Below are 23269 nucleotides of genomic sequence, written 5' to 3' on the forward strand. Positions count from 1 at the left end.
GACGCTGGGCCTTGCTCACTTGCATCATGGGTGCCCGACAGTGGTCAACCAACGGAGGAGCTGCATGAACATGAATGCCTTGTGGGATTCGCTGCAAAGCGCGCTCGGGACGCACATCCCTCAATTGCTGGGTGCGCTGGCCATCTTCATTCTGGGCTGGCTGATCGCAGTGGTGGTGCGCGCGGCGGTGCGCAAGAGCCTGGGCTTCGTCGGTGTGAACCACCGCTTCGGCAAGCTCACCGGCACCGGCGTGGACATCGAAGGCGCGGTCGCGCTGGGTCTGTTCTGGATCGTGATCCTGCTCACGCTGGTGGCGGTGTTCAATTCGCTGAACCTCGCGATCGTCTCCGGCCCCTTCTCGGCCTTCACCACCCAGCTCTTCGAATACGCGCCGCGCGTGCTCGGTGGCCTGGTGCTGGCCCTGGTGGGCTGGCTGGTGGCGAGCGTGGTGCGCGCCGTGACGCAGAAGCTGCTCGACAAGACCTCGCTGGACGAATCACTGTCCGAACACGCCGACATGTCGCCCATGAGCGAGAGCCTGGCGGGTGCGCTGTTCTGGCTGGTGATCCTGCTGTTCGTGCCCGCCATCCTGGGCGCGCTGCAGATGGACGGCCTGCTCGACCCGTTGCGCGCCATGGTGACCAAGACGCTGGACATGCTGCCCAACGCGGTGGCCGCCTTTGTCATTGGTGGCGTGGGCTGGATCCTGGCCACGGTGCTGCGCAACCTCACCACCAACCTCTCACGCACCGCCGGGGTGGACAAGCTGGGCGGCCGGGCCGGGCTGGCCGACACCGTGCGGCTCTCCAGCGTGATCGGTCTGCTGGTGTTTGTGGCGGTGTTCCTGCCCTCGCTGATCGCGGCGCTGGACGCCCTCAAGATCGAGGCCATCTCCCGGCCCGCCACCAACATGCTGGGGCTGATCATGGACGCGGTGCCCCACATCATCGCGGCCGGCCTGATCCTGGTCGTCACCTGGCTGGTGGCGTCCTTCGCCAGCAAGCTGCTCGCCAGCCTGCTGGCCACGCTGGGCTTTGACACCCTGCCCGCGCGCGTCGGCCTGGCGCACGCCTTCGTGAACACCAGCGCCTCCACCGCCGTGGGCCGTGTCGCGCTGTTTTTCGCTATGCTGTTCGCCACCGTCGAGGCGGCCGCGCAGCTCGGCTTCGTGCAGGTCAGCGACATCGTGTCCACCTTCATCCGTTTCGGCGGCGACGTGCTGCTGGGCTCGGCCGTGCTGGTCATCGGCTTCTGGCTGGCCAATCTGGCCCACGACGCGATCGACCGCGCCAGCGGCCCCGACACCAAGGGCCTGGCCCGCGTCGGCCGCTTCGCCATCCTGGCGCTGGTGATCGCCATGGGGCTGCGCGCCATGGGCATCGCCGACGACATCGTGAACCTGGCCTTTGGCCTCACGCTCGGCGCGGTGGCGGTCGCGGTGGCGCTCTCCTTCGGCCTGGGCGGGCGCGAGGCCGCCGGCAAGCTGATGGAGCACTGGCTGGCCCGCTTCCGGCGTGGAGAATGAGGGCATGACCGAACCCGACACTCCCGCGCTCACCACCGATGCCCTGCAACAGCTCCTGTCCGACTGGTTCGCGCCCTGGGTCCAGGCGCTGGGCCTGCGGGTCGAGTCCTTCGCCGACGGCGAGGTGACGCTTCGCCTGCCGCAGAACGAACAGCTCAGCCGCGTGGGCGGCATGTTGTGCGGGCAGGCCATGATGTCGGCCGCCGACACCGCCATGGTGCTGGCCATCGTCACGCAACTGGGCCCACAGCGCCCCATGACCACGGTGCAGCAAAACACCAGCTTTCTCAAGCCCCTGTCGGGGCAGGACGCGCGGGTCACGGCGCGCGTGGTCCGCGCGGGCAAGAGCCTGGTGTTCGGTGAAATCGACATCTGCGGCGCCACCGATGGCCGCAGCGTGTGCCGCGCCAGCACCACCTATGCCCTGCTGTAGGCCCCCGGATCAACCCTGAGGACGGGCTGAACGCCGCCCCTCGGCGGCATCTGCCTATAAAATCGGCCTTGATTTAGATCAAACCTTCCGGAGATTCCATGTCGCACACCGATCACGCCAGCCCCACCGACCAGCCGCAGGATGTGGTCGAGTCCATCGTTCCCCTGATGCCGCTCGTGCTGCCCGTGGCCGGCGCGGTGCTGATCTTCCTGCTGGCTTTCATTGCCGTCTTCATGGCCTGAGCCCCTGGCCAGCCCATCAGGCCGAACGCCCCCCGGGCCTTCGGCCTTTTTCTTGCCCGCACGGCACAGATCCGGCCCCAGATGTGCCGCCACGGCACATCAATCCATGCATCAGGTTATGCAGGTTTTGCATGTAACTTGCCGGTAACTGACCGGGTGCTTTCATAAAATTGAGGCACAGGCCGACACGCGGAACAAACACTGGGTCCACAGACCCCCTTTTTGCCCTTCGCGCTGCACCCGCAATCCGCACGCAGCCCCGAGCGCCGACCGCCCTTCTCGCACCAGAGACCTTCTACAGCCGCCCGCCTACTTCGCTGTGGCCCGCGGCTGTTGCCGTCTCTTGTGCCCGCCGATTGACAAACTTCTGGAGCCATTCCCATGAACTCTCCCGCGATGCAGGGCCTCAACCTCAACCAGCCCGCCTACGTCAAGAACGCCCGGCTGGTCGCCTGGGTGGCCGACATGGCCGCCCTGTGCAAACCCGATGCCATCTACTGGTGCGACGGCAGCGAAGCCGAATACCAGCGCCTGTGCCAGCAACTGGTGGACGCCGGTACCTTCAAGAAACTCAACCCCGCCAAGCGCCCCAACAGCTTCCTGGCCTGCTCCGACCCCTCGGACGTGGCGCGCGTGGAAGACCGCACCTACATCTGCTCCGAAAAGAAGGAAGACGCGGGCCCGACCAACAACTGGATGGCCCCGGCCGAGATGCGCCAGACGCTGCAGCCGCTGTTTGACGGCTGCATGAAGGGTCGCACCATGTACGTGGTGCCGTTCAGCATGGGCCCCCTGGGTTCGCACATCGCCCACATCGGCGTGGAGCTGACCGACAGCCCCTACGTGGTGGTGAACCAGAAGCTCATGACCCGCATGGGCAAGGCCGTGTACGACGTGCTCGGCACCGACGGCGAGTTCGTGCCCTGCATGCACACCGTGGGCGCCCCGCTGGCCGAGGGCCAGAAGGACACCACCAGTTGGCCCTGCAACCCCACCGTCAAGTACATCGTCCACTACCCCGAGACGCGTGAGATCTGGTCGTATGGCTCGGGCTACGGCGGCAACGCCCTGCTGGGCAAGAAGTGCCTGGCCCTGCGCATCGCCTCCAACATGGGTCGCGACCAGGGCTGGCTGGCCGAGCACATGCTGATCCTGGGCGTGACGAATCCGCAAGGCAAGAAGTACCACGTCGCCGCCGCTTTCCCCAGCGCCTGCGGCAAGACCAACTTCTCCATGCTGGTGCCGCCCGAGGCTGGTTTCGCGGGCTGGAAGGTCACCACCATCGGCGACGACATCGCCTGGATCAAGCCCCACGCCGACGGCAAGATGTACGCCATCAACCCCGAAGCGGGCTACTTCGGCGTGGCGCCCGGCACCAACATGCACACCAACCCGAACTGCATGCGCTCGCTGGACAAGGACGTGATCTTCACCAACGTGGCGCTGACCGACGATGGTGACGTGTGGTGGGAAGGCATGGAGAAGGACACCGGCACGCTGCCCGATCACCTGATCGACTGGCAGGGCAAGGACTGGACGCCCGCCATTGCCAAGGAAACCGGCGCCAAGGCCGCGCACCCCAACTCGCGCTTCACCGTGGCCGCCACCAACAACCCGGCACTCGACCCGCAGTGGGACGACGCCAACGGCGTGGCGATCGACGCCTTCATCTTCGGCGGGCGCCGCTCCACCACCGTGCCGCTGGTGACCGAGGCCCGCACCTGGATGGAAGGTGTGTACATGGCCGCCACCATGGGTTCCGAAACCACCGCCGCCGCCTTCGGTGCCCAAGGCGTGGTGCGCCGCGACCCGTTCGCCATGCTGCCCTTCTGCGGCTACAACATGAGCGACTACTTTCAGCACTGGCTCGACATGGAGCACAAGCTGGAGGAATCGGGCCACACGCTGCCCAAGATCTTCTGCGTGAACTGGTTCCGCAAGAACGCCGAAGGCAAGTTCGTCTGGCCGGGTTATGGCGACAACATGCGCGTGCTCAAGTGGATGATCGACCGCCTCGAAGGCCAGGCCCAGGGGACGGACACCATGTTCGGCATTGCCCCGAACTACGCCGAACTGAACTGGACCGGCCTGGATTTCAGCGCCGAACAGTTCAAGACCGTGACCAGCATCGACAAGGCCGCCTGGGTGGAAGAGCTCAAGCTGCACGACGCGCACTTCGAGCAGTTGGCCTACCACCTGCCCCAGGCGCTGGTGGACACCAAGGTGGAACTGCAAAAGCGCCTGGCTTCGCTCGCCTGATCGGCTCCCCCGCAGCGCTTCGCGTCCCCCCAAGGGGGGACGCATGCCACGGGCCAACAAAAAAGCCACCGGAACCCGGTGGCTTTTTTGTTGCGGTCGATGCCCGGGCCGGCGGCTCGCCGGCTGGAGCGTCAGACGTAATACAGATGGATGTTGCGGCTGCGCTGCTCGATCAGGCGGCTCACGAAGCGGTCCCAGACCCCGCCTTGCGTGGCGGCAGGCGTGGCCTCGGCCTCCATGCCCAGTGGCGCCAGGGCTTCGCTGAAACCGGCGGGCTCGGCCACCACCTCGGCGCTGGCCTCTTCGGCGCGCATGCGGGCACACAGCAGATCGTTCATCACACGCGGGTCCTGGCGAGCAATTTCCCACATGCGGGCCTCGGCGCGGGCTTCGGCCAGTGCCTGGGACCAGCCGTCGAGCGAGCGCAGGGCGCTGCGCGCCAGGTTGCGGGCGGCGCCGGCGAACAGGGCCAGCCCGGCAAAGACCACCACCCACAGGAACACCCAGGCCAGCAACAGGTGGCCGTCGGCCCAGGTGCTGATCAGCCGGTCAGCCAACACCACCATCGCCGCCACGGCGGCGGCGAGCAAGAGGGCGGCGAGACCGCGCGAACCGTCGAAGTTGCGGCGGGCCTGGTAGGTACCCGTGTTGGCGCCGGCACCGGATGAAGGCAGGCCCAGGGGGGAGACAGAAGAAGAAGTTGCAATGCTGCTCATGGAAGACTCCTTGGAAAGGAAAGTGTCTTGTGGACAGGGGGAATATAGGGTAAACCCCCATATGGCGCCAATTTATTTTTGTGATGCATTACATTCACAATCATGATGAATGAGCCGAACTTCCGCACCCTGGATCTGAACCTGCTGCGCGTCTTCGACGAGGTGATGACCGAGCGCAACCTCACCCGGGCCGCCCACAACCTGGCCATGACGCAGCCGGCCGTGAGCAATGCGCTCAAGCGGCTGCGCGAGACGCTGGGCGACGAACTGGTGCGGCGCTCGGGCTACGGCGTGGAGCCCACGCCGCTGGCCACGGCCCTGTGGCCCACGGTGCGCGACGCCCTGCAACAGCTGCGCGAGGTACTCGCCCCGGGCACCTTCGACCCGGCCACCGCACACAACGCCTTCGTGCTGGCGATGGCCGACGCCACCGCCGCCAAGCTCGTGCCCGGGCTGGTCGACATCCTGGAGAACGAGGCCCCGGGGGTGAACCTGCGCATACTGCCCCTGACCACGCGCGACCCGCGCGACCTGCTGGAGTCCGGCTCGGCCGACCTGGCCATCGGCCATTTCCCCGGGGTGCTGGCCGAACTCGGCGCGCTGCACCTGCAGGAAAGCAGCCCGCGTTTTCTGCACCAGCGCCTGTACGACGGCGAGTACGTGGTCGTGATGCGCCGGGGCCACCCGCTGTCCCAGGGGCCGCTGAGCCTGGACGACTACTGCCAGGCGCGCCACCTGCTGGTGAGCTTCTCCGGCCGGCCGTTCGGTTTTGTGGACGAAGCCCTGGCCGGGCTGTCGCGCCAGCGGCGCGTGGTGCTCACGGTCAACCAGTTTTTCACCGCGGGCCGGGTCGTGGCCACCACCGACCTGCTGACCGTGTTGCCGCGCCATTTCGTGGGCGCCACCGGCATGGAACACGAACTCGCCCTGCGCGAGCTGCCGCTGCCGGTGCCGGCGGTGCACGTGGACGCGCTCTGGCACCGCCAGGCCTCGCACAGCAGCGCCCACCGCTGGCTGCGGCAGACCGTGGAGCGGGCGTCGATCCTGGGTTTCCGTGCCGATAATCCGGACGCAGGCACGAACACAGCCTGAAAGGCGCACCGATGTCCATGAGATTCCTGCTGGCGGTGGACGGCAGCAAGTACACCCGACGCATGCTCACCTACATCGCGTCCAACGAACTGCTGTTCCGGCCCAGCTACGAGTACGTGCTGTTCCATGCCCAGCCTGGCAACGACCGTCCCCTGGATGTGGACGCCCTCGACACCGTGCTGGACGAACCCGCGCATTTCCTGCGAACCCAGGGCTTCAGGCCGAGGCGGGTGTTGCGGCAGGGGTCCGTGGCGCAGGAACTGGTGCAGGCCGCCAACGAGATGCAGGCCAACATGATCGTGATGGGTTCCCGCGGTCTGTCCGCCCTGGAAACCGTGATGCTGGGCTCGGTCACGGTCGAGGTGCTGGCCAGCGCCCACGTGCCGGTGCTGGTGGTGCGCTGAGATCGCCCACACCCGCCGGGCCACTGCCGCGCCCGCCTGTCCGACAATGGGCGCATGAACATCCAGTTGCTGAGCGACCTGCACCTCGAAGCCAATCCGGACTTCGTTGCCACCCCGGCGCCCGGCGCCGACCTGCTGGTGCTTGCGGGCGATGTGGGTTCGTACCAGACACGTCGGGACGGCAGCGTGATGGCCGAACCCGACTGGGGGCTGCAGCGCTTTTCCCCGCTGCCCCAGTACGCGGGCTGGCCGGTGCCGGTGCTGTTCCTGCCCGGTAACCACGAATACGACGCGCTCGACGTGGACGACGCGCACCGCGAACTGCGGCGCACCTGCGAGCGGCTGGGCATGGTCTGGCTGGAGCGCGAGACCCTGGTGCTGGACGGTGTGCGGTTCGTCGGCACCACGCTCTGGAGCGACTACGACGCGCTGGGCCAAGAGCAGCGCGACAAAGCGTTTCGCGCCGCCAACTTCTACCTCGGCAAGATGGCCGGCCAGCGCCACGGCCAGCTGTTCGACGCTGCCGCCATGCGCGAACTCGGGCTGGAGTGCCAGCGCTGGCTGCGTGAGGCCCTGGCCCAGCCGTTTCAGGGGCCCACCGTGGCGGTGACGCACTTTGCGCCCACGCTGCACAGCGTGGACCCGCGCTACGGCCTGAGCCCCGGCACGGCGGGTTTCTGCAACGCGCTCGACGAGCTCCTGCCGCTGGCCGACCTCTGGCTGCACGGCCACCTGCACCACGCGCTGGACCTGCAGGTGGGGCGCTGCCGCATCGTGGCCAATCCCCTGGGCTATGCGCACAAGAACGAGCAGGACGGCTTCCAGCCTGCGGGCCTGATCCAGGTACCCCTGGCCGCCGAGTCGTCCGGCGCCGCTCAATCGGAAAGTACCTACGCTGGCCCGCCAGCCAAGACCCTACACTCGATCCAACCCAACTGACAAGGAGACCCCGATGAAAGTCCTGCTCGCGGTGGATGGCAGCCTCTACACCAAGAAGATGCTGGCCTACCTGACCACCCACGACGAGGTGTTCAGCGCCAAGAACGAGTTCACCCTGCTCACCGTGCAAGCGGCGCTGCCACCACGCGCGCGCGCCGCCGTGGGGGCCGAGATCGCCAACAGCTACTACGCGGACGAGGCCACCAAGGTCACGGCCCCGGTGGTCAAGTTCCTGCAGCGGCACGGCATCGAACCCAAGGTGGTGCACAAGGTGGGCTCGGCGGGCGAGCTGATCGCCAAGACCGCCACCGCCGGCAAGTTCGACATGGTGGTGATGGGCTCACACGGTCACAGCGCCCTGGGCAACCTCGTCATGGGCTCGGTCACCACCCAGGTGCTGGCCCATTGCCAGGTGCCGGTTCTGTTGGTCAGATAAGGAGCCCCCGCGCCGCTTCGCGTCACTCCCCAGGGGGCGATGCGAGTGGCCCGGCGTAGCCGGTTCCACCGCATCCTGGGTCAGGGCAGGCGCGCCGGAGGAGCATAGGAACAGGCGAGGGGGAGTTCACCCAGGGCACCGCGGAACCGGCTTTGCCGGGCCGCCAGTGCCGCCCCCCTTGGGGGGGTGACGCCGCAGGCGGCGCGGGGGTTACCTCTTCCTCAGTCCGTCGAAACAGGTGCTCAGCACCATCTCGATGATCTGCTCGTTGCTGTACAGCCCCGCGCCTTTGAGGAAACCCAGCACCGGGTCGCAGGCGCGGGCATACAGGGTGTAGAGCACCGCGATCGGGGGCAGGGCCGGGTTCAGGCTGCCATCGGCCTGGGCCGCGCTGATCCAGGCGCCCAGCCGTTCGCTCACCTCCATCAGCCCATCCACGTAGCCCTTGTGGGTCGTCAGGGTCGCGCGCAGACTGGAGTTTTCGCTCGGCAGGGACGGCATTTCGCCCGCCAGCTGCACCTCCATGGTCCAGCGCGCCGCGTCGCGCAACAGTTCCAGCGGCGCACGCGAACCATCGAGTCCCTCCAGAAAGGCACGGGCCCGCTCCATCACGCGCGCCATGGCCGCCGCAGCCAGATCTTCCTTGCTCGGGAAGTGTTTGTAGAGGCTGGCCTTGGCGATGCCGACCTCGACCGCCACCTCGTCCACCGTCATGGCGTCGAACCCCTTTTCGGCCAGCAACCGGTTCACGGCCGAGACGATGGCGTCTTCGCGCGCGATGTGCATCTGCTCGCGAAAACTGCGTTTGGGCGGGGTGCCGGGTCGGGGGGTGGGGACGGCGCTGGCCATGGGAGATCCTCTGGGTGGAGCGGGAATTCCGCCCCTGGGTCGACGATGAGGTCGATTATCTGACCAGCAAGTACCTTTGCAGCCGATCGGGTCTATTTTGAGACCTGATGAATCAGATCTTGCCGGTCCGCAGGCTGTGGGTGGCCGCCTGGCGCAGGGCGCTGCTCAGAGCGTCCAGCACGTCCGAGCTCAGGTTCCAGCAGTGCCAGTACAGCGCCACGCCCAGCCGGTGGCGCGGGGCCAGGTTGACCAGCTCACCGCTGGCGATGAGCTCGCGCACCTGCAGTTCGGGCACCACGCTCACGCCCCAGCCCGCGCGCACCGCACGCACCTGGCCTTCGCTGGACGGCACGAAGAGCTGCTTGAGCATGACGCGCGGCAGGCCGAAGGACTGGGTCACGAATTCGTGCTGCAGGTGGTCCTTGCGGTTGAAGGCCACGAACGGCACCTTGTGGAAGTTGTGCGCGTTCAGCCCCTTGGGGCAGTGGCTCGCGGCGTAGTCGGCGCGGGCCACCGCCACGTAGTCCATGGCGCCCAGCGGCTCCATCTTGCAGCCACGCAGCGCCTGGCCCAGCGAGGTGACGCAGCCCAGCACCTGGCCCTCGCGCAGCCACTCGTGGGTGAACTCCTGGTCGTCGGTGATGATTTCGATCGGCAGGCCGCCCTGGGCCAGGGCGTCCAGCGCGGGCAGCGCCCAGGTGGCGATGCTGTCGGCGTTGATGGCGACCGAGATGCGCTCTTCCTCGCGCCCGTTGCCGGTGGAGCTCGGTGCGAGTTCCTTGAGGTCTTTTTCCAGGTCGGCGCGCAGCAGCCGCATCATCTTGGCGTGCTTGAGCATGAGCTGCCCGGCCGAGGTGGGCTTCAGGGGCCGGCTGCGCACGATCAGCACCGTGCCCACCTGCGCCTCGAGCGCGCGCAGCCGCTGCGAGACCGCCGACTGGGTGATGGACAGGCGCTGCGCGGCGCGCTCGAACCCCCCTTCTTCAATGATGGCGGCCAGGCATTCCAGGGCGTCGGGATCAAAAGTGCTCATGCGCGCAAAGGTGTTGGAGAGCGACCCGCTTTCATTAGCGAATCTGATGACAAAAATTTTAGGTTAATTACGCTTCACTTGCGTCGGGGTTTTTCCCATACTCGCGCCCAGTTGTCCCATTTTTTCTGGAGCGGATCATGCAAGTCGTTGTATTGGGTGCAGGCATCATTGGTGTGAGCACCGCGTGGCATCTGCTGCAGCGGGGCCACGAAGTCACTCTGGTGGATCGCCAGGCCGATGCCGCGCTGGAAACCAGCTTTGGCAACGCAGCGCAGATTTCGGTGAGCTATTGCGAGCCCTGGGCCAACCGCGAGGCGCCCCTGAAGGCGCTGAAGTGGCTGTTCGACCCCGAAGGCCCGCTCAAATTCCGTCCGCAGCTGGACCCGGCGCAGTGGCTCTGGGGCATGCAATTCCTGGGCCAGTGCAACGACGCCGCCTTTGAACGCAACGTGGCGCAACTGGTGGCGCTGGGCAGCTACAGCCACGCCGCGCTGAAGGACGTGGTGGCCAGCACCGGCCTGCAATACAACCGCCTGACCAAGGGCATCGCCCACTACTACACCAGCCAGAAGTCGTTTGACGAAGCCGGCAGCGCCGCCGAACTGATGCGCCGCCACGGCGTGAACCGCAAGGTGGTGAGCAAAGACGAGCTGCTGCGCATCGAACCGGCCCTGTGCGGCTTTGCCGACCACATCGTCGGTGGCACCTACACCGAGAGCGACGAGTCCGGCGACTGCCTGGCCTTCACCCAGAAGCTCGCCCAGCTGTGCCGCGACAAGGGCATGCAGTCCCTGATGGGCCACGACATCCTGCGCATCCAGTCCCGCGGCGGCGAGGTGGACGCGGTGAGCGTGCGCGATCGCGCCACCGGCCAGACGCGCGAGCTCAAGGCCGACGCCTTCGTGGTGGCCGCCGGCTCCTACTCCACCGCGCTGCTGCAGCAGGTGGGTGTGCGCGTGCCGATCTACCCCGGCAAGGGCTACAGCGCCACGCTGAAACTGCTCAAGCCGGAAGCGGCGTCCCAGGTCAGCCTGCTCGACGACCAGCTCAAGATCGCCATCTCGCGCCTGGGCGACCAGTTGCGAGTGGCCGGCACCATCGAACTCGGCGGCTTCGACCTCTCGCTGGACACGCCGCTGGCGCGCACCCGCGCGCAGATGCTGGTCAAGCGCATCGAGCAGGTGTTCCCCGGCGTGGCCGACACCCGCACACCCGAAGAAGGTGGCGACCCGCAGTTCTGGTGCGGCCTGCGCCCGGCCACGCCAACCAACATCCCGCTGATCGGCCGCACCAAGGTGGGCAAGCTCTGGGTCAACGCCGGCCACGGCACGCTGGGCTGGACACACGGCGCCGGCTCGGGCAAGGCCATGGCCGAGCTCATCAGCGGCGAAGTGCCGGCCATGAACTTCGGCTTCTACGGCGTGGCGCCGCGCAGCGCCCCGATCCCCGCCGCCAGCGCCCCCGCAGGCCTGCCCAGCCAGGCCTGAGAGATCCGTTCCGGCCGGTGGCGCGGCCCAGTCAAAAGAGCCCGCATCGCGGGCTTTTCCTTTTGGCAAAAGACGCCCGATCTCTCAGCCGGTCTTTTTCGCTTTCACCGGCACCACCTTGCCGGCCGGTTCTCCTGGCACGATGCGCTCGCTCATCCAGCGCAGCAGGTCGAGCCACATCTGGCGGACTTCCGCGTCCAGCGGGGTGCGGAACGCGCTGGGCAGCTCGATGGTGACGACCGGCATGCCTTTGTGCACACCGCCGTAGTTACCCAGGCTGCCGGGGAAGATGCCGACCTGGTCCAGGTACAGCCGCCCCAGCTGGGGCGGGGGCACGCCCGGGCCATCGAAATCGAGCACGCCGTAGGGCGCGTGGATGCTGACGATCAGGTCGGGCTGGAAGCGCTCCATCTCGTCGTGCAGGAAGCGCGACTCGGGCTCCGACAAGGGGCTCGGACCGGGCCAGCGGCGCGGGTCCTTGCGGGTGCGCTTTTCCCAGTAGACCTTGGCGTCGCGCACCCAGTTCGGCGTGGGGAAGTTGCGGTTCAGATCGACGCCGCGCGCGTTCATGCGGGTCGCGGGCCGGACCATCAGGCCGTCGGGGTTGAGCGCCGGGATGAAGCGCCAGTGGGCGTTGGACGGCGTCTCCAGCGCGCGCTGGATCCAGTGCAGCGCCACCGAGGCGGACGAGAGCTCGTCGCCATGCATGGCCCCGATCACCAGCACGCGGATGCGCGCATCGGGCGCGACCACGTCGCGTGCGTACAGGGTGCGGCCCTTGAAGGAGCGCCCCACCGTGGGCTTGAGCTGGGCGGCCGCGCACAGCGGCGCCTTGACGTTGGGCAGTCGGGCCACGAATTCGGCGCAGGGCTCGCTGCCGGCGATGTCGGCCGGTGGGTGCCCGGGGCCGCTGCGCACGGTCGAGGCCATGGCGGCGGCCGGCAGCCACAGCAGGCTCAAGGCCAGGCCCAGGCAGGGCAGGCCGCGCAACGATCGGGGCTGAAGGGAAAAACGCATCCGGGCATTCTAGGGAGCGCCCCCGCCTGGCCGGGTGGTGCGGGGCAATGGCCCCGGGTCCATCCGCCCTTTTCACCCATCCTTGTTCACTCGTCCTTTTCGCCGGCTTCGTACAGCGTCTCGCGGCCCATGCGGTCCAGGATGAGTTCGGCCGTCCAGGGCAGCATGAGCGCGCCGCAGCGGCTGTCGCGGTACAGGCGCTCCAGCGGCAGGTGCTTGAGCATGCTCTGGCCGCCGCAGGTGCGGATCGCCAGGCGCGCGATGTCGTTGGCGCCTTCCATCACGCTGTAGTGCGCGGCGTACAACCGCAGTTTTTCGTCCTTGCTCGGGTTGGGTTTCGCCTCGGCGATGGCGCGCGCGAAGATGCTCTTCATGTTCTCCAGCTGGATGCGCATCTGCGCCACCGCGATCTGTTTGGTGGGGAACTGGCGGCGCTTGATGGGTGGCTCGCCCGGCACCTCGCCACGCAGGTACATCACGGTGAAGTCGTAGGCGGCGTTGGCCACGCCCAGGTAGGTGGGCGAGAGCGTGAAGAACATGGCGGGCCAGGTCTGCGCGCCCTTGAAGTAGATGCCGCGCGGCATGAGCTGCTCGGCGTCGCTCACGAACACGTCCTTGAACGCCAGGTTGCGGCTGACCGTGCCGCGCATGCCCAGCGGGTCCCAGTCGCCGCTGATGCTGAAGCCTTCGGCCGTGGCGGGCACGCTGATGTAGAGCGTGTCGCGCGCGTCGGGGTGCTGGTCGCCCTTGTCTTCGGTACAGAGCACGCCGTAGTAGTCGGCCGCGCCCGAGAGGCTGGCCCAGATCTTCCGCCCGTTGATGAGCCAGCCGCCTTCGACCTTCTTCGCCGTGGTGCCAAAGGGCGCGCGGCCGGCTGCGGCGGCCGTGCCTTCGCTGAAGGGCTGGGCGTAGAGCGCGCCGTCGTTGACGATGCGGCCGAAGTGCAACTCACGCCGCGCCGCGTGTTCGCGGCGCTCGGCGTCCGTCATGGGGATGCCATCGGCCAGCACGCCGGTCCACATGGTGCTGCAGATGTGCATGTTCCAGGTGAGCGCGGTGGCGCCGCAGAAGCGGCCGATCTCGGCCGCGACCATCATGTAGGTGGTGTAGTCCGCGCCCAGGCCGCCGTGCGAGGTGGGCACGCAGAGCTTGAGGAAACCGGCCCCGCGCAGGTCGTCGTAGTTGGCGAACGGGAAGCTGGCTTCCTGGTCCCATTGCTGCGCGCGCGCGGCGAATTTGTCGCGGCCCAGCGCGTGGGCTTTGGCCAGCAGTTCGCGCTGCAGCGGCGTGAAGGCCATGTCGCCCACGGCGGGGGTGAAGTCCAGGCCGGTGTTCGGGTTGACGGGGCGGGTGCTCATGCGTTTGTCTCCTCTTCGGGTGTGTCGTGTTCAGTGCAGGTCGGGGCGCAGCTTCGGCGGTCGCTCGCGCAGGAAGTCGAGCAGGATTCGGTCGAACTCGTCTGGCGCTTCGAGGTTCATCAGGTGGCCGACGCCGGCCATCTCGACGTAGCGCGCGTTCGGAATCGCTTGCGCCATCTGCTTCATCACCGACGGCGCGGCCACGCGGTCGAACTCGCCGCCCACCAGCAGCGTGGGCACGCCGATCTGCGCCAGCGCGGCCTGGCGGTCGAAGGTGACCAGGCAGTCCAGCGCGCGGCGGTAGGTGGCGGCCGGCACACGCGCCATGCACTGCTCGGCCAGTCGCACGCCCTCGGGCAAGGAGCCCGGCCCCACCATCTGCGGCACCAGCTTCGCGGCCATGTCGGCCATGCTCTGGCCGGCGTCCAGCGGCGCGGTGCGCTGCGCGATGAACTGCCGGGCCCAGACCTCGGCGTTGCGGCCATCGTTGCGTTTGCCGAAGGCGGCCGAGGTGCCGCAGAGGATGAGCTTGTTCACCTTGTCGGGCCGCCGCGCAATCACCTCTTGCGCCACCATGCCGCCCATGCTGTGGCCCAACAGAACCACGCTCTCGCACTGCAACGCATCGATCAGGTTCACGCAGCTCTGCGCCAGCCCCTTGAAGGTGTAAGGCTCGATGGGCGCGCTGTAGCCGTAGCCCGGCATGTCCCAGGCCACGGCGCGGTAGCCGACCTCGCCCAGGGTCTCGACCTGGGGCGCAAAGGCCAGGTGCCCGCCGCCGATGCCGTGCAGCATCAGCACGGTGGTCTCGCCGTCGCCCAGGGTGGTGAAGGTCGGCAACATCATGATGCCCCCACGCTCCACCGCTGACGCGGGTCGCTACCCCCCGAGGGGGCTGGCCTTGCTTGGGGCGGCCCTGCGCGGCGGCCGTTCACGCGACCACCTTTCCGGCGTCGACGACGACCGTCTCGTCCAGCATCACCGTGCAGCCGCGCATGGGCCAGTCAAAGTGGCCTCGCGTGTAGCGCCCGGCGGTTTCGTTGGCGCCCGTGCTGTAGAGGAAGTTGCCGGCGAAGGCGCGCAGTTCGGTACCGTTGAAATCGCGTTTGTCGTAGAGCGCCATGCTGTCCCAGCGCGCGGCGTCGCAGAGGCCATAGCCCACATGACTCACCGCATAAGCCTCTTGTTCGTTCCACGCGGCGAAGTACGAACGCAGCAGCTCGGCATCGACCCCGCCGCCTTCGATGTGCGTCACGTAGTCGTGCTCGATGGTCAGCGTGATGGCGCGTTCGATGTAGCGCTTGAAGGTCAGGTTCACGTCGCCCTCGGCCAGCACCAGCGTGCCGTTCACGCTGCCCGCCGCCGGGAAGGCCAGCACCAGGCCTCCGGGCCAGTGGGTCAGCGTGCCCGGGCGGGTGGTGCTGCCCCAGTTGCCGCCGGCCACCGCGCCCTGCAGCGAGATGGACAGATCGGTGCCGGCGGGCGAGGTCACGCGCATCGCCTTGGCGCCGCGCAGGTGCTTCACATGCGCCTTCACGCGCGCCTCGGTCGCGTCGTCGGGCAGCAGGCGCGCCAGCGCCTCGGGGTGCTCGTTGCTCACGTAGACGATGCGCGGCTGCGTGGTGCCATTGCCCTGCAGGATGGCGGGCAGCTCGGGCGCGTGCATCAGGCCTTCGACCGTACAGTCCACCACCAGGGTGCAGGCTTGCAGCGCCGCGATCACCGGGCCCAGTTGCTGGATGGCCGGTGTGGCGCCGGTGGAGCGCGTCACCGGCTCGCCGCGGGTGAACACCGAGGGCAGGGTGAGCGTGAAGGCATCGGCGCCGATGCGCGCCGCCGCCAGCCGCGCCAGCTCCAGCAGCACCGGGCGGCTCTGGGTTTCGCCGAGAATGGCCACCGTGTCACCCGGTTGCAGCGCACAACGCCGCAACACGGCCTCGAAGGCGTCGATCCAGGCGGGTTCGGTCCGCTCCTGAAGCATAAAAAGTCTCCTGTCCCCCCGCGCCGCCTGCGGTGTCACCCCCCGGGGGGCGATGCCTGTGGCCCGGCAGAGCCGGTTCCACGGCATCCTTGACGAAGGCACGCGCGCTGAAAAAGTGGTTTGATCAACCCTGCTCTTTTGATGGTGAGCAGGGGGTAGCGCCCATTATTCATGAATTTTCATATAAATTCCACGTATGTCCCCTGCCCGCTCCGCCGGCCACCAGGCACGGCCTCCCGACTTCTCCCCGCGCGACTTCCGCTCGGCGCTGGGCATGTTCGCCACGGGCGTGACCATCGTGACCGCGCGCACCGCGTCCGGTGAACTCGCGGGGCTGACCGCCAGCTCGTTCAATTCGGTCTCGCTGGACCCGCCGCTGGTGCTCTGGAGCCTGGGGCGTGCGGCCGGCTCGATGGCGGTGTTTGCGAACGGCCGGCACTACGCCATCAACGTGCTCGCGGCCGACCAGCAGGCGCTGGCCGAGCGCTTCGCCGCGCGCGACGTGGACCGCTGGCAGGGCGTGGACTTCGTGGAAGGCGTCAGCGGCGCACCGGTGCTCACGGGCTGCGTCGCCACCTTCGAGTGCTTCAACCGCAGCCAGTACACCGAAGGCGACCACGTGATCTTCGTCGGCGAGGTCGAGCGCTGCACGCGCCGCGCCTCCGCCTCCCCCCTGCTCTACCACGGCGGGCGCTTCTACACCGAACACCCGCTGCAGGCCGACCCCAGCGCGCCCCAGCCCACCGACGGGCGCTTCGTCGGCAGCTACCTGGGCTACCTGCTCGGGCAGGCCAACCACGCCGTGTACCGCGACTTTGAAAACGCGATCACGGCCCAGGGCCTGACACACATCGCCTGGCGCGTGCTCGCCGTGCTGCACGACGCGGCGCTCTCACCCGGCGAGCCGGCCGGCGTCGCCATCGGCCAGCTGGCCCACGACGTGCTCGCCAAACAGCCCACCGTGACCAAGCTGGTGCAGCGCATGGCCGAAGAAGGCCTGGTCGCGCTGCACGCCGACGCCGCGGATCAGCGGCGCACGCTGGTGGTCGCCACCGACACCGGACGGCGCATCGCCGCCGCCCTGATCGCCCAGGCGCGCCAACAGGAAACCACCCTGCTCGCGCGCTGGTCGCCCGGCGAAGCCGAAGCGTTCAAGCGGTACCTTCAAAAGCTCGTGAACGAGCCCCCACACTCCGCCGCTGCGCGGGTCGTTGCCCCGGCACGGGGAAGGGACCCGGTGCCTCCCGGGTCCGGGGGCTGATCCGGCTTGGGGCGGCCCGGCGCCGGATCGCCAGTGATTCCCGGGCGCGACAGAGCGCGCCCCGACCCCGCGATACCCTCGACACAATGACCCCCGTCCAACGCAAAGACCACCTCGACACCCTCGCCATCACCCTGCTCGTGGCCTGTTGCGCCTTCTGGGGTTTTCAGCAGATCCTGATCAAGTTCGCCTCGCGCGAGATCCCTCCGCTGTGGCAGGCCTCGGTGCGCATGGCGGGCGCCACCGCCCTGCTCTGGCTCTGGTGCCAGCTGCGCGGCGTGAAGCTGTTCCAGCGCGACGGCTCGCTCAAGGGCGGGCTGCTGGTGGGCCTGCTGTTCGCGGGCGAGTTCTGCTTCATCTACCTCGGCCTCACGCACACCAGCGCCTCGCGCCTCACGGTGTTCCTCTACACCAGCCCGTTCTGGGTGGCCCTGCTGCTGCCGCGGTTTGTGCAGGCCGAAAAGCTGCGCCGCATCCAGTGGATCGGCTTGACGCTGGCATTCACCGCTGTGGCTGTGGCCTTCAGCGAAGCCTTCCTGCACGCTTCGGCGCCGGCACTGTCGGGCCCCCTCGCTCCGCCGCTGCGCGGGTCGCTGCCCCCCGGGGGGGCCAGCCCGGCTTGGGGCGGCCCGGCGCCGGGCCAATGGATCGGCGACGCCATGGGCCTGGCCGCCGGCATGCTCTGGGGCCTGACCACGCTGGCGATCCGCACCACCCGGGTGGCCACGGTGGCGGCTGAAAAATCACTGTTCTACCAACTGGGCGTGACGGCCGTGGTGGCCCCGCTGCTCTCGCTCGCGCTGGGCGAGACCTGGGGCTTCGGTTACTCGGCCATGGCCTGGGGCTCGGTCTTCCTGCAGACCGCCGTGGGCGCCTTCGCCAGCTACCTGACCTGGATGTGGATGCTGCGCCACTACCCGGCCACGCAGATGTCCACCTTCACCTTCCTCACACCCGTGTTCGCGTTGGTGTTCGGCGTGGTGCTGCTGGGCGAGCCGTTGACGCTGCAGCTGGTGCTCGCGCTGCTGGGTGTGGCGGCGGGGATTGTGCTGGTGAGCCGCAGGGGGTGACCGTCCAACCGGTGCTGCAGCACACAGCGGAGCCACGAGTCGCGGATCACCTGCTCATGCCCCGGCGTGGCCTGCGCCCCCGCGCCGTCGGCGGCCAGCTGCATCACGGTGGCGATGTGCTGGTGCGGGGTGGTGGGCATGGCGCGACGCCGGGTGAAAGGCTGGCGGGCGGGCCTTGCACCTTCGGTGGAGCACGGGGTGGTGTCAATGGAGGTTCTACCCGGGGAGGGACCGGTGTCGGCCATTTGTTGACGTTCACGGGGGTGCGCTTGTGGGCGTCCTGCGGCTCGATGCCTCGAAGCTGCAAGTGAACTCCACAAGAGCTACCTCAACTCGTCGAGCGCTGGGTCAGCGTCCTCAGTGGGGAAACTGGAGTTGACGGAATTCCGCCGGGTATGGCGGTCGTACATTGGACATTTGAGACTCCTTGAGCACAAAGAATGATGTGTCCACGGAATCGGGTCACCTCCAAACGGAGCGGGGTTTGCCAAGTAGGCCTTGAACAGGCGGGCGAACTGACCGCCGTCGGTCGTGATGGTTGCCGACGTGCTACCGCCTGCGCTGAACACGATGGCGAACGTACCGATCGCTGTGTACTGGGTCGGATGCGTCAGCATGTACTGCACTTGGTTGTCCCGGTAGTGTCCCGGCGTGCCGCCGGGAGTGGCCGAGGGCACCCCCATCGGCGTTTGCCAGAACAGGATGGGCAGATTGCCGAGGATGCTGCGCACGGTGCTCCACTGCGCGAGGCTCTCGTTGAAGTTGGGTGACGTGGTATTGGTCTCGTCCCAGTAGAAGGGTCCGCTGCCACGGCCAGCACACTCGTCCACCGGCGTTGGCATTTCGAAACAGCCGGCATCACGGTCGCTCGTCTGCGCCACGATGAAGTCGGCCTTGTCCGCGCCGACCTTCGCCATGAAATTGCCCACGCTGGTGGCAGTGCCTCCCCAGAAGGACGGCGGGAAGCCCAGCTTCGCCTTGGGCGCATACATGCGGCCGAGGGTCAGCAGGCACCCCGCGATGCCTACGGCCGTATCCGGCTGGCTGGCGCACTCCGCGACCATGCTGACGCGCGCCGGCACCTTTGTCGGATCGCCGCCTGACTTGCCCTGCAGGAAGCCCCAGAAGTCAGGCTCGAGATTGACCAGGGTGGGCTGGCCGGTCGCTCCGATCTTCTGGTACATCAGCTTGGCTTGCGACCAGTAGCTCGTCATGAACGCCACGTCGTTGACCTCGATCATGTCGGCTTCGCCAGGTTGGGCCATCTGATACAGCGTGAACATCGGCACAGCCCCGATCGCCTTGTTGTTGGCCGAGACGTAAGTCACATAGGCACCGTCCGGACTGTTCCAGTAGGGCCATGAGCCCGGGCCGACGCCAACGAGGTAGGTGTCGATGATGTCCGGATGAATCTGCTGGCTAATCATGTCCGAGATCGCATTGCCGGCGCCGAGGCCGCCGAGAAGCCGGCCGGGCATGCCGAGGGCTGTAGTGATCGACGGAGCTTGAAGGACGTAGTAGGCGATGCCCTTATGGTTGTACTGTGGCAAGTTGTCGATGACGTTGTCGGGCTCGGTCGACCTGTTGGAATAGAAGTGAAAGCCCTTTGAGGCCAGGAAGAACCGGTACAGCGGTGTAAAACCGGCACCCGCCTGAGTGCTTGCGTAGTAGGCAATGCCCTCATAGGTGAACTGAGGCAGCGTGGCGGTCACATGGGCGCGCTCGGTCTCGCTGATGGTGTAGAAATGCACACCAGTCTGTGTGTTGTAGAAGCGATGGACTGGGCTTAGGCCAGCGCCAGACGTGGTGCTGGCATAGAAGGCTGGGCCTTCGTAGTTCATGATGGACGACAGCGTGTTGATGACGTTGTCGCGTTCGGCCACGCTGGTGGTGAAGAAATGAGCGCCGGTGCGGGTGTTGTAGAAGCGGTAGGCGACTGTGGGCGTGGCCGCCTTGGTCTGGCTCTGTGCTTTGGATGATGCAGCACCGCTGAGCAGCGGGCCATCAAATGGATCAGGCAGCACACCGGTTTTGGCAATCTGAGCCAACTCCAATGCATTCAGGCGTCCGCCTTCTTTCTGCAGTTCAATGGGATCGGCGCTGGGTGGCTCTTGGCGGCTTGGCGTGACCGAAGACAGCGGTACCACTGCATTGGTGGTATCTGGGCTCGAAAGAGGCGACTGTGCTTGGTCCGATCTCTCTTGCCCTCCGCCACAGGCTCCTAGCAACAATGCAAAGCAGCACGAAGCCGCCAATATGAGCCTACGGGGAAATATCATTTGGAGTCGTGCAGAAAGGGCCAAACCACAGGCAAGGCTCAGCCAAGGCTAAAGGGAATGCCCCTACGTCTAAAGCAATGCAGAAAATATGCATTGATCTTTTGGTGTTACAGGGAAGCAAATTTTGTGCCAAAAGTCACGCTATCAGTCTCAACCCTGACTACGCGAAATATAGTGCTGGAGGCCAAAGAATGTCATTTAAAGATTGTCAGATGACAATCTTTGACACTTGGGCAGCACACCTCCGAATACGGCGCATTTTGCTGGAGCTGAGACCTGGACCTAGTGCTGGTGCTGGAGCCGACGCGAACGTCGGGTCGGTGTTTGTCGATGACGACCCGCCACGCCTGCACTCCGTGGATCGCCCCTAAATTGCAACAAGCTTTGTTACGCCTGCTACCTCTCGTTGCCAACCAGCGCTCCAGCGGTTGCGCGCCAGCGGTGACTTGAGGGAACGGTCGTTCGGTCCGGCTCGATTGCGGGCGTCGGCTGTCAGCTGTCGCAGGGACATCAGCATCGTCAACGCTTCTTTTTCTGCCAGCGAATCCATGGACCCGATGCCGTCCGCTGACCCGCTCAAGCGTTGAGCACCGGGTTTGGCGCGTATTTGTCACCCACCCTCTCGCGCAGCGGATGCGTGTCGTAAACGATGTGCATGCTGTTGATGCGGTCGCTGCCCGGCCGGAAGCCGAACACGTCTACGCAGGTGAAGTCGACCACCCTCCCGTCATTGAGCGTCCAGTCGTAGCGGAAATAGGCTGCGACACGCACGGTGTCTTCCGCAGGCTGCACGGACGCAAACAAATCGATCAGCGTGATCACGCTCTGCCTAGAGGCCTGCGCAAGCTTGGGAAAGAAGTCTCGCGCCTTCATCGTGCCGAGAAACGGGGAGTGCACAACGCCGTCGTCCTCGAAAGTGGAAATCAGCCCCGCCGTATCGCTCCCATGAAGGTGCCGTAGGTAGGTCCGCACCATGTCCAGTTGAAGTTGACTCATATCTTGGTTCCTTGTCAGTTCGCAGGCCAGATCGTTCCAGACACCGTGCCCGCCGACAAGACAGCGTGGCTGGAAATACATTAAAGTTGTTTATGAATTTGCGCTACCTGCAATACCTCAGGCTGGTGATCGAGCACGGCAGCTTCGCTTCAGCGGCGCGGGCTGGTGGTGTGTCGCAGCCAGCGATCAGCCACGGCATGACACAGCTCCAGCGACGGTTCGACACTCCGCTGTTCGTTCGGTCGGGGCGCAAGCTACTGCCCACCGAGGCAGCATTGCATGCGGCGTTGAAGAGCTTGGATCTCGCTGAGCGGATGGACGCACTCACTGCGACAGGCGCCAACCCGGCCAATCGCGACACGTTGCTCGTCGGGGTAACGCCTTCAGCCGCCTTGGTCTGCGGCCCGGCCTTGCACGTCAGTTGGTGCCAAGGCCACCCTCGCCGCCGCCTGGACATGTCGAGCACTGATGAAGGACGCATGCTTGCCAGCTTGCAAGGCGGCGAACTTGACCTGGTGATCTCACCGCAGCCGCGTGGCCACCATGCCACCGGATTGGACTGTCAGCCGCTTTACCAGCTCACGCCGCTGGTTTACGCCCGCCGCGCCCACCCGTTAGTCAAGGCGCAATCACTGGTGGAACTTCAAGCAACGTCTTGGGCCATCGTCGGGCCCAGCGTGAGCGGGCCTGTGGACATGCTGCATGAAGCCTTTGCCGTCCGTGGAATGAAACCACCACCTGTAGCCGCATCGTGTCCCGACTACGCCAGCCTTCTCCATTTGATGACCCACAGCGACTTGCTAGGAGTGCTCCCTCACCCAGCTCTGCTGGGCAGCGCGCCGAAGGGCCAAGTCGTGCCCCTGCGCCTGCGCGAGGCCCTTCCGCGCTACGAGATGCATCTGTTCACGCCGATACGGTCGCGCCGCGACCTGGGGCCTGTCTTCGCCGGATTGCAGCGACAGGCCGCCTTGATCTCCGAGGCGCCAGGACTTGCGCAGAAATCAACCGAACGACAGGTTTAGGCCGATCCAACAGGGCCGACGAAGTTATGCAGTGGGTCGACAAGTGCCAACGGCTGAAAATCCACCGTCAAGGCCCCGTCGGACAGTAGGAGGTGGTTCATTCACCTGTTGCAAGCAAAAAAAAGCAACCCAACAGGTGAATTCTTTTAAATCAACAAGGTATTCACTGCTCGGATCGCTCACTGCGACCAGTGGCGACAGCGGCGCCGGGCCATGCCCTTGGGGTCGCGCCAAGCGCTGCAGAGGCGTTCTATCTCAAGCGCCCTGCGGCCCGGCCAGGTAGTCCACCTTGCCCAGGTCCACGCCGTTGTGGCGCAGCAGCGCGTAGGCCGTGACGACGTGGAAAAACATGTTGGGCAGGGCGTAGTGCTTCAGGTAGGCCTCGCCCTGCATGCTGCGGGTCTTGTCGCGGCCCACGGGGAACACGATCTCGGCCTCTTCGCGGCCGTCGATGGCGGTGGCGGGCACGGTGGCCAGCCAGTCCAGGGTTTTGCCGATGCGCGCCTTGAGTTCGGCGAAGGTGGTTTCGTTGTCTTCGAACTTCGGCGCCTCGATGCCGGCCAAGCGCGCGGTGCCGTTTTTGGCCGCGTCGCAGGCGATGCGGATCTGCGCGGTGAAGGGCAGCATGTCGGGCGCCAAGCGGGCGGCGCACAGCACGTTGACGTCGAACTTGCGCGCCGTGGCGCTGGCCTCGGCCTTCTCCAGGCAGTGCAGCAGATTGCTCAGCGCGGTCTGGAAAACGGGCAGGCTGGCGGACGAGAAGGTGATGGCCATGGGGGTTCCTGAAAGGGATGGGGGGATGAGCTCGGGAGCGCATGCTACGCGCCCCCGCAATGCCTTGCAGGTGGCCGGGCACTATAGATCCGGCCC

21 protein-coding genes and 1 pseudogene are annotated in these 23269 nt (G+C 66.6%); 12 read left to right on the forward strand and 10 right to left on the reverse strand.

What is annotated here, in order from left to right:
* Positions 1 to 64: 64 nt before the first annotated feature.
* From HTA01S_RS10065 to HTA01S_RS10075, 4 genes are all read left to right on the forward strand, one after another.
* Entirely contained in the window at positions 65 to 1525 is a 1461-nt protein-coding gene (locus HTA01S_RS10065; protein ID WP_068170239.1) for a mechanosensitive ion channel, read from the forward strand.
* Positions 1526 to 1529: 4 nt separating this feature from the next.
* Entirely contained in the window at positions 1530 to 1958 is a 429-nt protein-coding gene (locus HTA01S_RS10070; protein WP_068170242.1) for a PaaI family thioesterase, read from the forward strand.
* A gap of 98 nt (positions 1959 to 2056) precedes the next feature.
* Entirely contained in the window at positions 2057 to 2200 is a 144-nt protein-coding gene (locus HTA01S_RS25525) for a hypothetical protein (protein WP_169804763.1), read from the forward strand.
* A 381-nt stretch (positions 2201 to 2581) separates the two neighbouring features.
* Positions 2582 to 4459, forward strand: coding sequence for a phosphoenolpyruvate carboxykinase (GTP) (locus HTA01S_RS10075; RefSeq protein ID WP_068170250.1), 1878 nt, complete (start codon positions 2582 to 2584; stop codon positions 4457 to 4459).
* Positions 4460 to 4590: 131 nt separating this feature from the next.
* On the opposite strand, the gene HTA01S_RS10080 is transcribed toward HTA01S_RS10075, so the two are convergent.
* Positions 4591 to 5175 carry a hypothetical protein gene (locus HTA01S_RS10080; protein WP_068170252.1) on the reverse strand — a complete coding sequence of 195 codons (585 nt, stop codon included), beginning with the start codon at positions 5173 to 5175 and terminating at the stop codon, positions 4591 to 4593.
* Between the two features lie 105 nt (positions 5176 to 5280).
* Here HTA01S_RS10080 and HTA01S_RS10085 point away from each other — a divergent pair, with 105 nt between their 5' ends.
* Genes HTA01S_RS10085 through HTA01S_RS10100 form a run of 4 tightly spaced genes read left to right on the forward strand, consistent with a single transcriptional unit; the run spans position 5281 to position 8046 of the window.
* The gene (locus tag HTA01S_RS10085) at positions 5281 to 6267 is read left to right on the forward strand and encodes a LysR family transcriptional regulator (protein ID WP_068170783.1); all 987 of its coding nucleotides are present in this window, start codon (positions 5281 to 5283) and stop codon (positions 6265 to 6267) included.
* A gap of 11 nt (positions 6268 to 6278) precedes the next feature.
* Positions 6279 to 6671 (forward strand): universal stress protein, encoded by a 393-nt coding sequence (locus HTA01S_RS10090; protein ID WP_068170254.1) that lies wholly within the window; start codon positions 6279 to 6281, stop codon positions 6669 to 6671.
* A gap of 54 nt (positions 6672 to 6725) precedes the next feature.
* Positions 6726 to 7610, forward strand: a complete 885-nt coding sequence (locus HTA01S_RS10095; RefSeq protein ID WP_068170263.1) for a metallophosphoesterase — start codon at positions 6726 to 6728, stop codon at positions 7608 to 7610.
* A gap of 13 nt (positions 7611 to 7623) precedes the next feature.
* Positions 7624 to 8046 carry a universal stress protein gene (locus HTA01S_RS10100; protein WP_068170266.1) on the forward strand — a complete coding sequence of 141 codons (423 nt, stop codon included), beginning with the start codon at positions 7624 to 7626 and terminating at the stop codon, positions 8044 to 8046.
* A gap of 210 nt (positions 8047 to 8256) precedes the next feature.
* On the opposite strand, the gene HTA01S_RS10105 is transcribed toward HTA01S_RS10100, so the two are convergent.
* Together HTA01S_RS10105 and HTA01S_RS10110 are read right to left on the reverse strand one after the other, a co-directional pair.
* On the reverse strand, positions 8257 to 8895 hold the full coding sequence (locus tag HTA01S_RS10105; protein WP_068170268.1) for a TetR/AcrR family transcriptional regulator: 639 nt from the start codon (positions 8893 to 8895) through the stop codon (positions 8257 to 8259).
* A 112-nt stretch (positions 8896 to 9007) separates the two neighbouring features.
* The gene (locus tag HTA01S_RS10110; protein WP_068170275.1) at positions 9008 to 9928 is read right to left on the reverse strand and encodes a LysR family transcriptional regulator ArgP; all 921 of its coding nucleotides are present in this window, start codon (positions 9926 to 9928) and stop codon (positions 9008 to 9010) included.
* A 137-nt stretch (positions 9929 to 10065) separates the two neighbouring features.
* Here HTA01S_RS10110 and HTA01S_RS10115 point away from each other — a divergent pair, with 137 nt between their 5' ends.
* Complete coding sequence (locus tag HTA01S_RS10115; RefSeq protein WP_068170278.1) at positions 10066 to 11415, forward strand: D-amino acid dehydrogenase; 1350 nt, start codon at positions 10066 to 10068, stop codon at positions 11413 to 11415.
* An 84-nt stretch (positions 11416 to 11499) separates the two neighbouring features.
* On the opposite strand, the gene HTA01S_RS10120 is transcribed toward HTA01S_RS10115, so the two are convergent.
* The 4 genes from HTA01S_RS10120 to HTA01S_RS10135 all read right to left on the reverse strand — a co-directional run bounded on the left by HTA01S_RS10120 (position 11500) and on the right by HTA01S_RS10135 (position 15771).
* Entirely contained in the window at positions 11500 to 12432 is a 933-nt protein-coding gene (locus HTA01S_RS10120; protein WP_157572047.1) for a M14 family zinc carboxypeptidase, read from the reverse strand.
* A gap of 86 nt (positions 12433 to 12518) precedes the next feature.
* Positions 12519 to 13790 carry an acyl-CoA dehydrogenase family protein gene (locus HTA01S_RS10125; RefSeq protein ID WP_068170281.1) on the reverse strand — a complete coding sequence of 424 codons (1272 nt, stop codon included), beginning with the start codon at positions 13788 to 13790 and terminating at the stop codon, positions 12519 to 12521.
* 30 nt (positions 13791 to 13820) lie between these two features.
* On the reverse strand, positions 13821 to 14639 hold the full coding sequence (locus tag HTA01S_RS10130) for an alpha/beta fold hydrolase (RefSeq protein WP_068170790.1): 819 nt from the start codon (positions 14637 to 14639) through the stop codon (positions 13821 to 13823).
* Between the two features lie 82 nt (positions 14640 to 14721).
* On the reverse strand, positions 14722 to 15771 hold the full coding sequence (locus HTA01S_RS10135) for a M29 family metallopeptidase (protein WP_068170284.1): 1050 nt from the start codon (positions 15769 to 15771) through the stop codon (positions 14722 to 14724).
* A 196-nt stretch (positions 15772 to 15967) separates the two neighbouring features.
* On the opposite strand from HTA01S_RS10135, the pseudogene HTA01S_RS25945 reads away from it, so the two are divergent.
* Positions 15968 to 16486 (forward strand): annotated as a pseudogene (locus HTA01S_RS25945) (flavin reductase family protein); the annotation flags it as partial.
* 632 nt (positions 16487 to 17118) lie between these two features.
* Positions 17119 to 18102, forward strand: coding sequence for a DMT family transporter (locus tag HTA01S_RS10145; RefSeq protein WP_068170289.1), 984 nt, complete (start codon positions 17119 to 17121; stop codon positions 18100 to 18102).
* A gap of 323 nt (positions 18103 to 18425) precedes the next feature.
* On the opposite strand, the gene HTA01S_RS10150 is transcribed toward HTA01S_RS10145, so the two are convergent.
* Both HTA01S_RS10150 and HTA01S_RS10155 read right to left on the reverse strand, forming a co-directional pair.
* The gene (locus HTA01S_RS10150) at positions 18426 to 20249 is read right to left on the reverse strand and encodes a hypothetical protein (RefSeq protein WP_157572048.1); all 1824 of its coding nucleotides are present in this window, start codon (positions 20247 to 20249) and stop codon (positions 18426 to 18428) included.
* Positions 20250 to 20957: 708 nt separating this feature from the next.
* Positions 20958 to 21377 (reverse strand): nuclear transport factor 2 family protein, encoded by a 420-nt coding sequence (locus HTA01S_RS10155; protein WP_068170296.1) that lies wholly within the window; start codon positions 21375 to 21377, stop codon positions 20958 to 20960.
* Positions 21378 to 21469: 92 nt separating this feature from the next.
* Here HTA01S_RS10155 and HTA01S_RS10160 point away from each other — a divergent pair, with 92 nt between their 5' ends.
* Positions 21470 to 22399: a LysR family transcriptional regulator gene (locus tag HTA01S_RS10160; RefSeq protein ID WP_084236001.1), complete on the forward strand. Its 930-nt coding sequence runs from the start codon at positions 21470 to 21472 to the stop codon at positions 22397 to 22399.
* Positions 22400 to 22654: 255 nt separating this feature from the next.
* Here the strand turns inward: HTA01S_RS10160 and HTA01S_RS10165 are convergent, their stop codons facing one another.
* Complete coding sequence (locus tag HTA01S_RS10165) at positions 22655 to 23173, reverse strand: DUF1993 domain-containing protein (protein ID WP_068170299.1); 519 nt, start codon at positions 23171 to 23173, stop codon at positions 22655 to 22657.
* Positions 23174 to 23269: the final 96 nt, after the last annotated feature.

It is taken from the genome of Hydrogenophaga taeniospiralis CCUG 15921 (genome assembly GCF_001592305.1).
GTDB lineage: Bacteria > Pseudomonadota > Gammaproteobacteria > Burkholderiales > Burkholderiaceae_C > Hydrogenophaga > Hydrogenophaga taeniospiralis.

What these genes read in the sequence shown, in the direction of transcription:
- HTA01S_RS10095 (WP_068170263.1), top strand. Translation starts at nt 6,726, where the DNA reads ATGAACATCCAGTTGCTGAGCGACCTGCACCTCGAAGCCAATCCGGAC.
- HTA01S_RS10080 (WP_068170252.1), bottom strand. Translation starts at nt 5,175, where the DNA reads ATGAGCAGCATTGCAACTTCTTCTTCTGTCTCCCCCCTGGGCCTGCCT.
- HTA01S_RS10085 (WP_068170783.1), top strand. Translation starts at nt 5,281, where the DNA reads ATGAATGAGCCGAACTTCCGCACCCTGGATCTGAACCTGCTGCGCGTC.
- HTA01S_RS10110 (WP_068170275.1), bottom strand. Translation starts at nt 9,928, where the DNA reads ATGAGCACTTTTGATCCCGACGCCCTGGAATGCCTGGCCGCCATCATT.
- HTA01S_RS10165 (WP_068170299.1), bottom strand. Translation starts at nt 23,173, where the DNA reads ATGGCCATCACCTTCTCGTCCGCCAGCCTGCCCGTTTTCCAGACCGCG.
- HTA01S_RS10160 (WP_084236001.1), top strand. Translation starts at nt 21,470, where the DNA reads ATGAATTTGCGCTACCTGCAATACCTCAGGCTGGTGATCGAGCACGGC.
- HTA01S_RS10155 (WP_068170296.1), bottom strand. Translation starts at nt 21,377, where the DNA reads ATGAGTCAACTTCAACTGGACATGGTGCGGACCTACCTACGGCACCTT.
- HTA01S_RS10145 (WP_068170289.1), top strand. Translation starts at nt 17,119, where the DNA reads ATGACCCCCGTCCAACGCAAAGACCACCTCGACACCCTCGCCATCACC.
- HTA01S_RS10125 (WP_068170281.1), bottom strand. Translation starts at nt 13,790, where the DNA reads ATGAGCACCCGCCCCGTCAACCCGAACACCGGCCTGGACTTCACCCCC.
- HTA01S_RS10135 (WP_068170284.1), bottom strand. Translation starts at nt 15,771, where the DNA reads ATGCTTCAGGAGCGGACCGAACCCGCCTGGATCGACGCCTTCGAGGCC.
- HTA01S_RS10075 (WP_068170250.1), top strand. Translation starts at nt 2,582, where the DNA reads ATGAACTCTCCCGCGATGCAGGGCCTCAACCTCAACCAGCCCGCCTAC.
- HTA01S_RS10120 (WP_157572047.1), bottom strand. Translation starts at nt 12,432, where the DNA reads ATGCGTTTTTCCCTTCAGCCCCGATCGTTGCGCGGCCTGCCCTGCCTG.
- HTA01S_RS10090 (WP_068170254.1), top strand. Translation starts at nt 6,279, where the DNA reads ATGTCCATGAGATTCCTGCTGGCGGTGGACGGCAGCAAGTACACCCGA.
- HTA01S_RS25525 (WP_169804763.1), top strand. Translation starts at nt 2,057, where the DNA reads ATGTCGCACACCGATCACGCCAGCCCCACCGACCAGCCGCAGGATGTG.
- HTA01S_RS10100 (WP_068170266.1), top strand. Translation starts at nt 7,624, where the DNA reads ATGAAAGTCCTGCTCGCGGTGGATGGCAGCCTCTACACCAAGAAGATG.
- HTA01S_RS10105 (WP_068170268.1), bottom strand. Translation starts at nt 8,895, where the DNA reads ATGGCCAGCGCCGTCCCCACCCCCCGACCCGGCACCCCGCCCAAACGC.
- HTA01S_RS10065 (WP_068170239.1), top strand. Translation starts at nt 65, where the DNA reads ATGAACATGAATGCCTTGTGGGATTCGCTGCAAAGCGCGCTCGGGACG.
- HTA01S_RS10115 (WP_068170278.1), top strand. Translation starts at nt 10,066, where the DNA reads ATGCAAGTCGTTGTATTGGGTGCAGGCATCATTGGTGTGAGCACCGCG.
- HTA01S_RS10070 (WP_068170242.1), top strand. Translation starts at nt 1,530, where the DNA reads ATGACCGAACCCGACACTCCCGCGCTCACCACCGATGCCCTGCAACAG.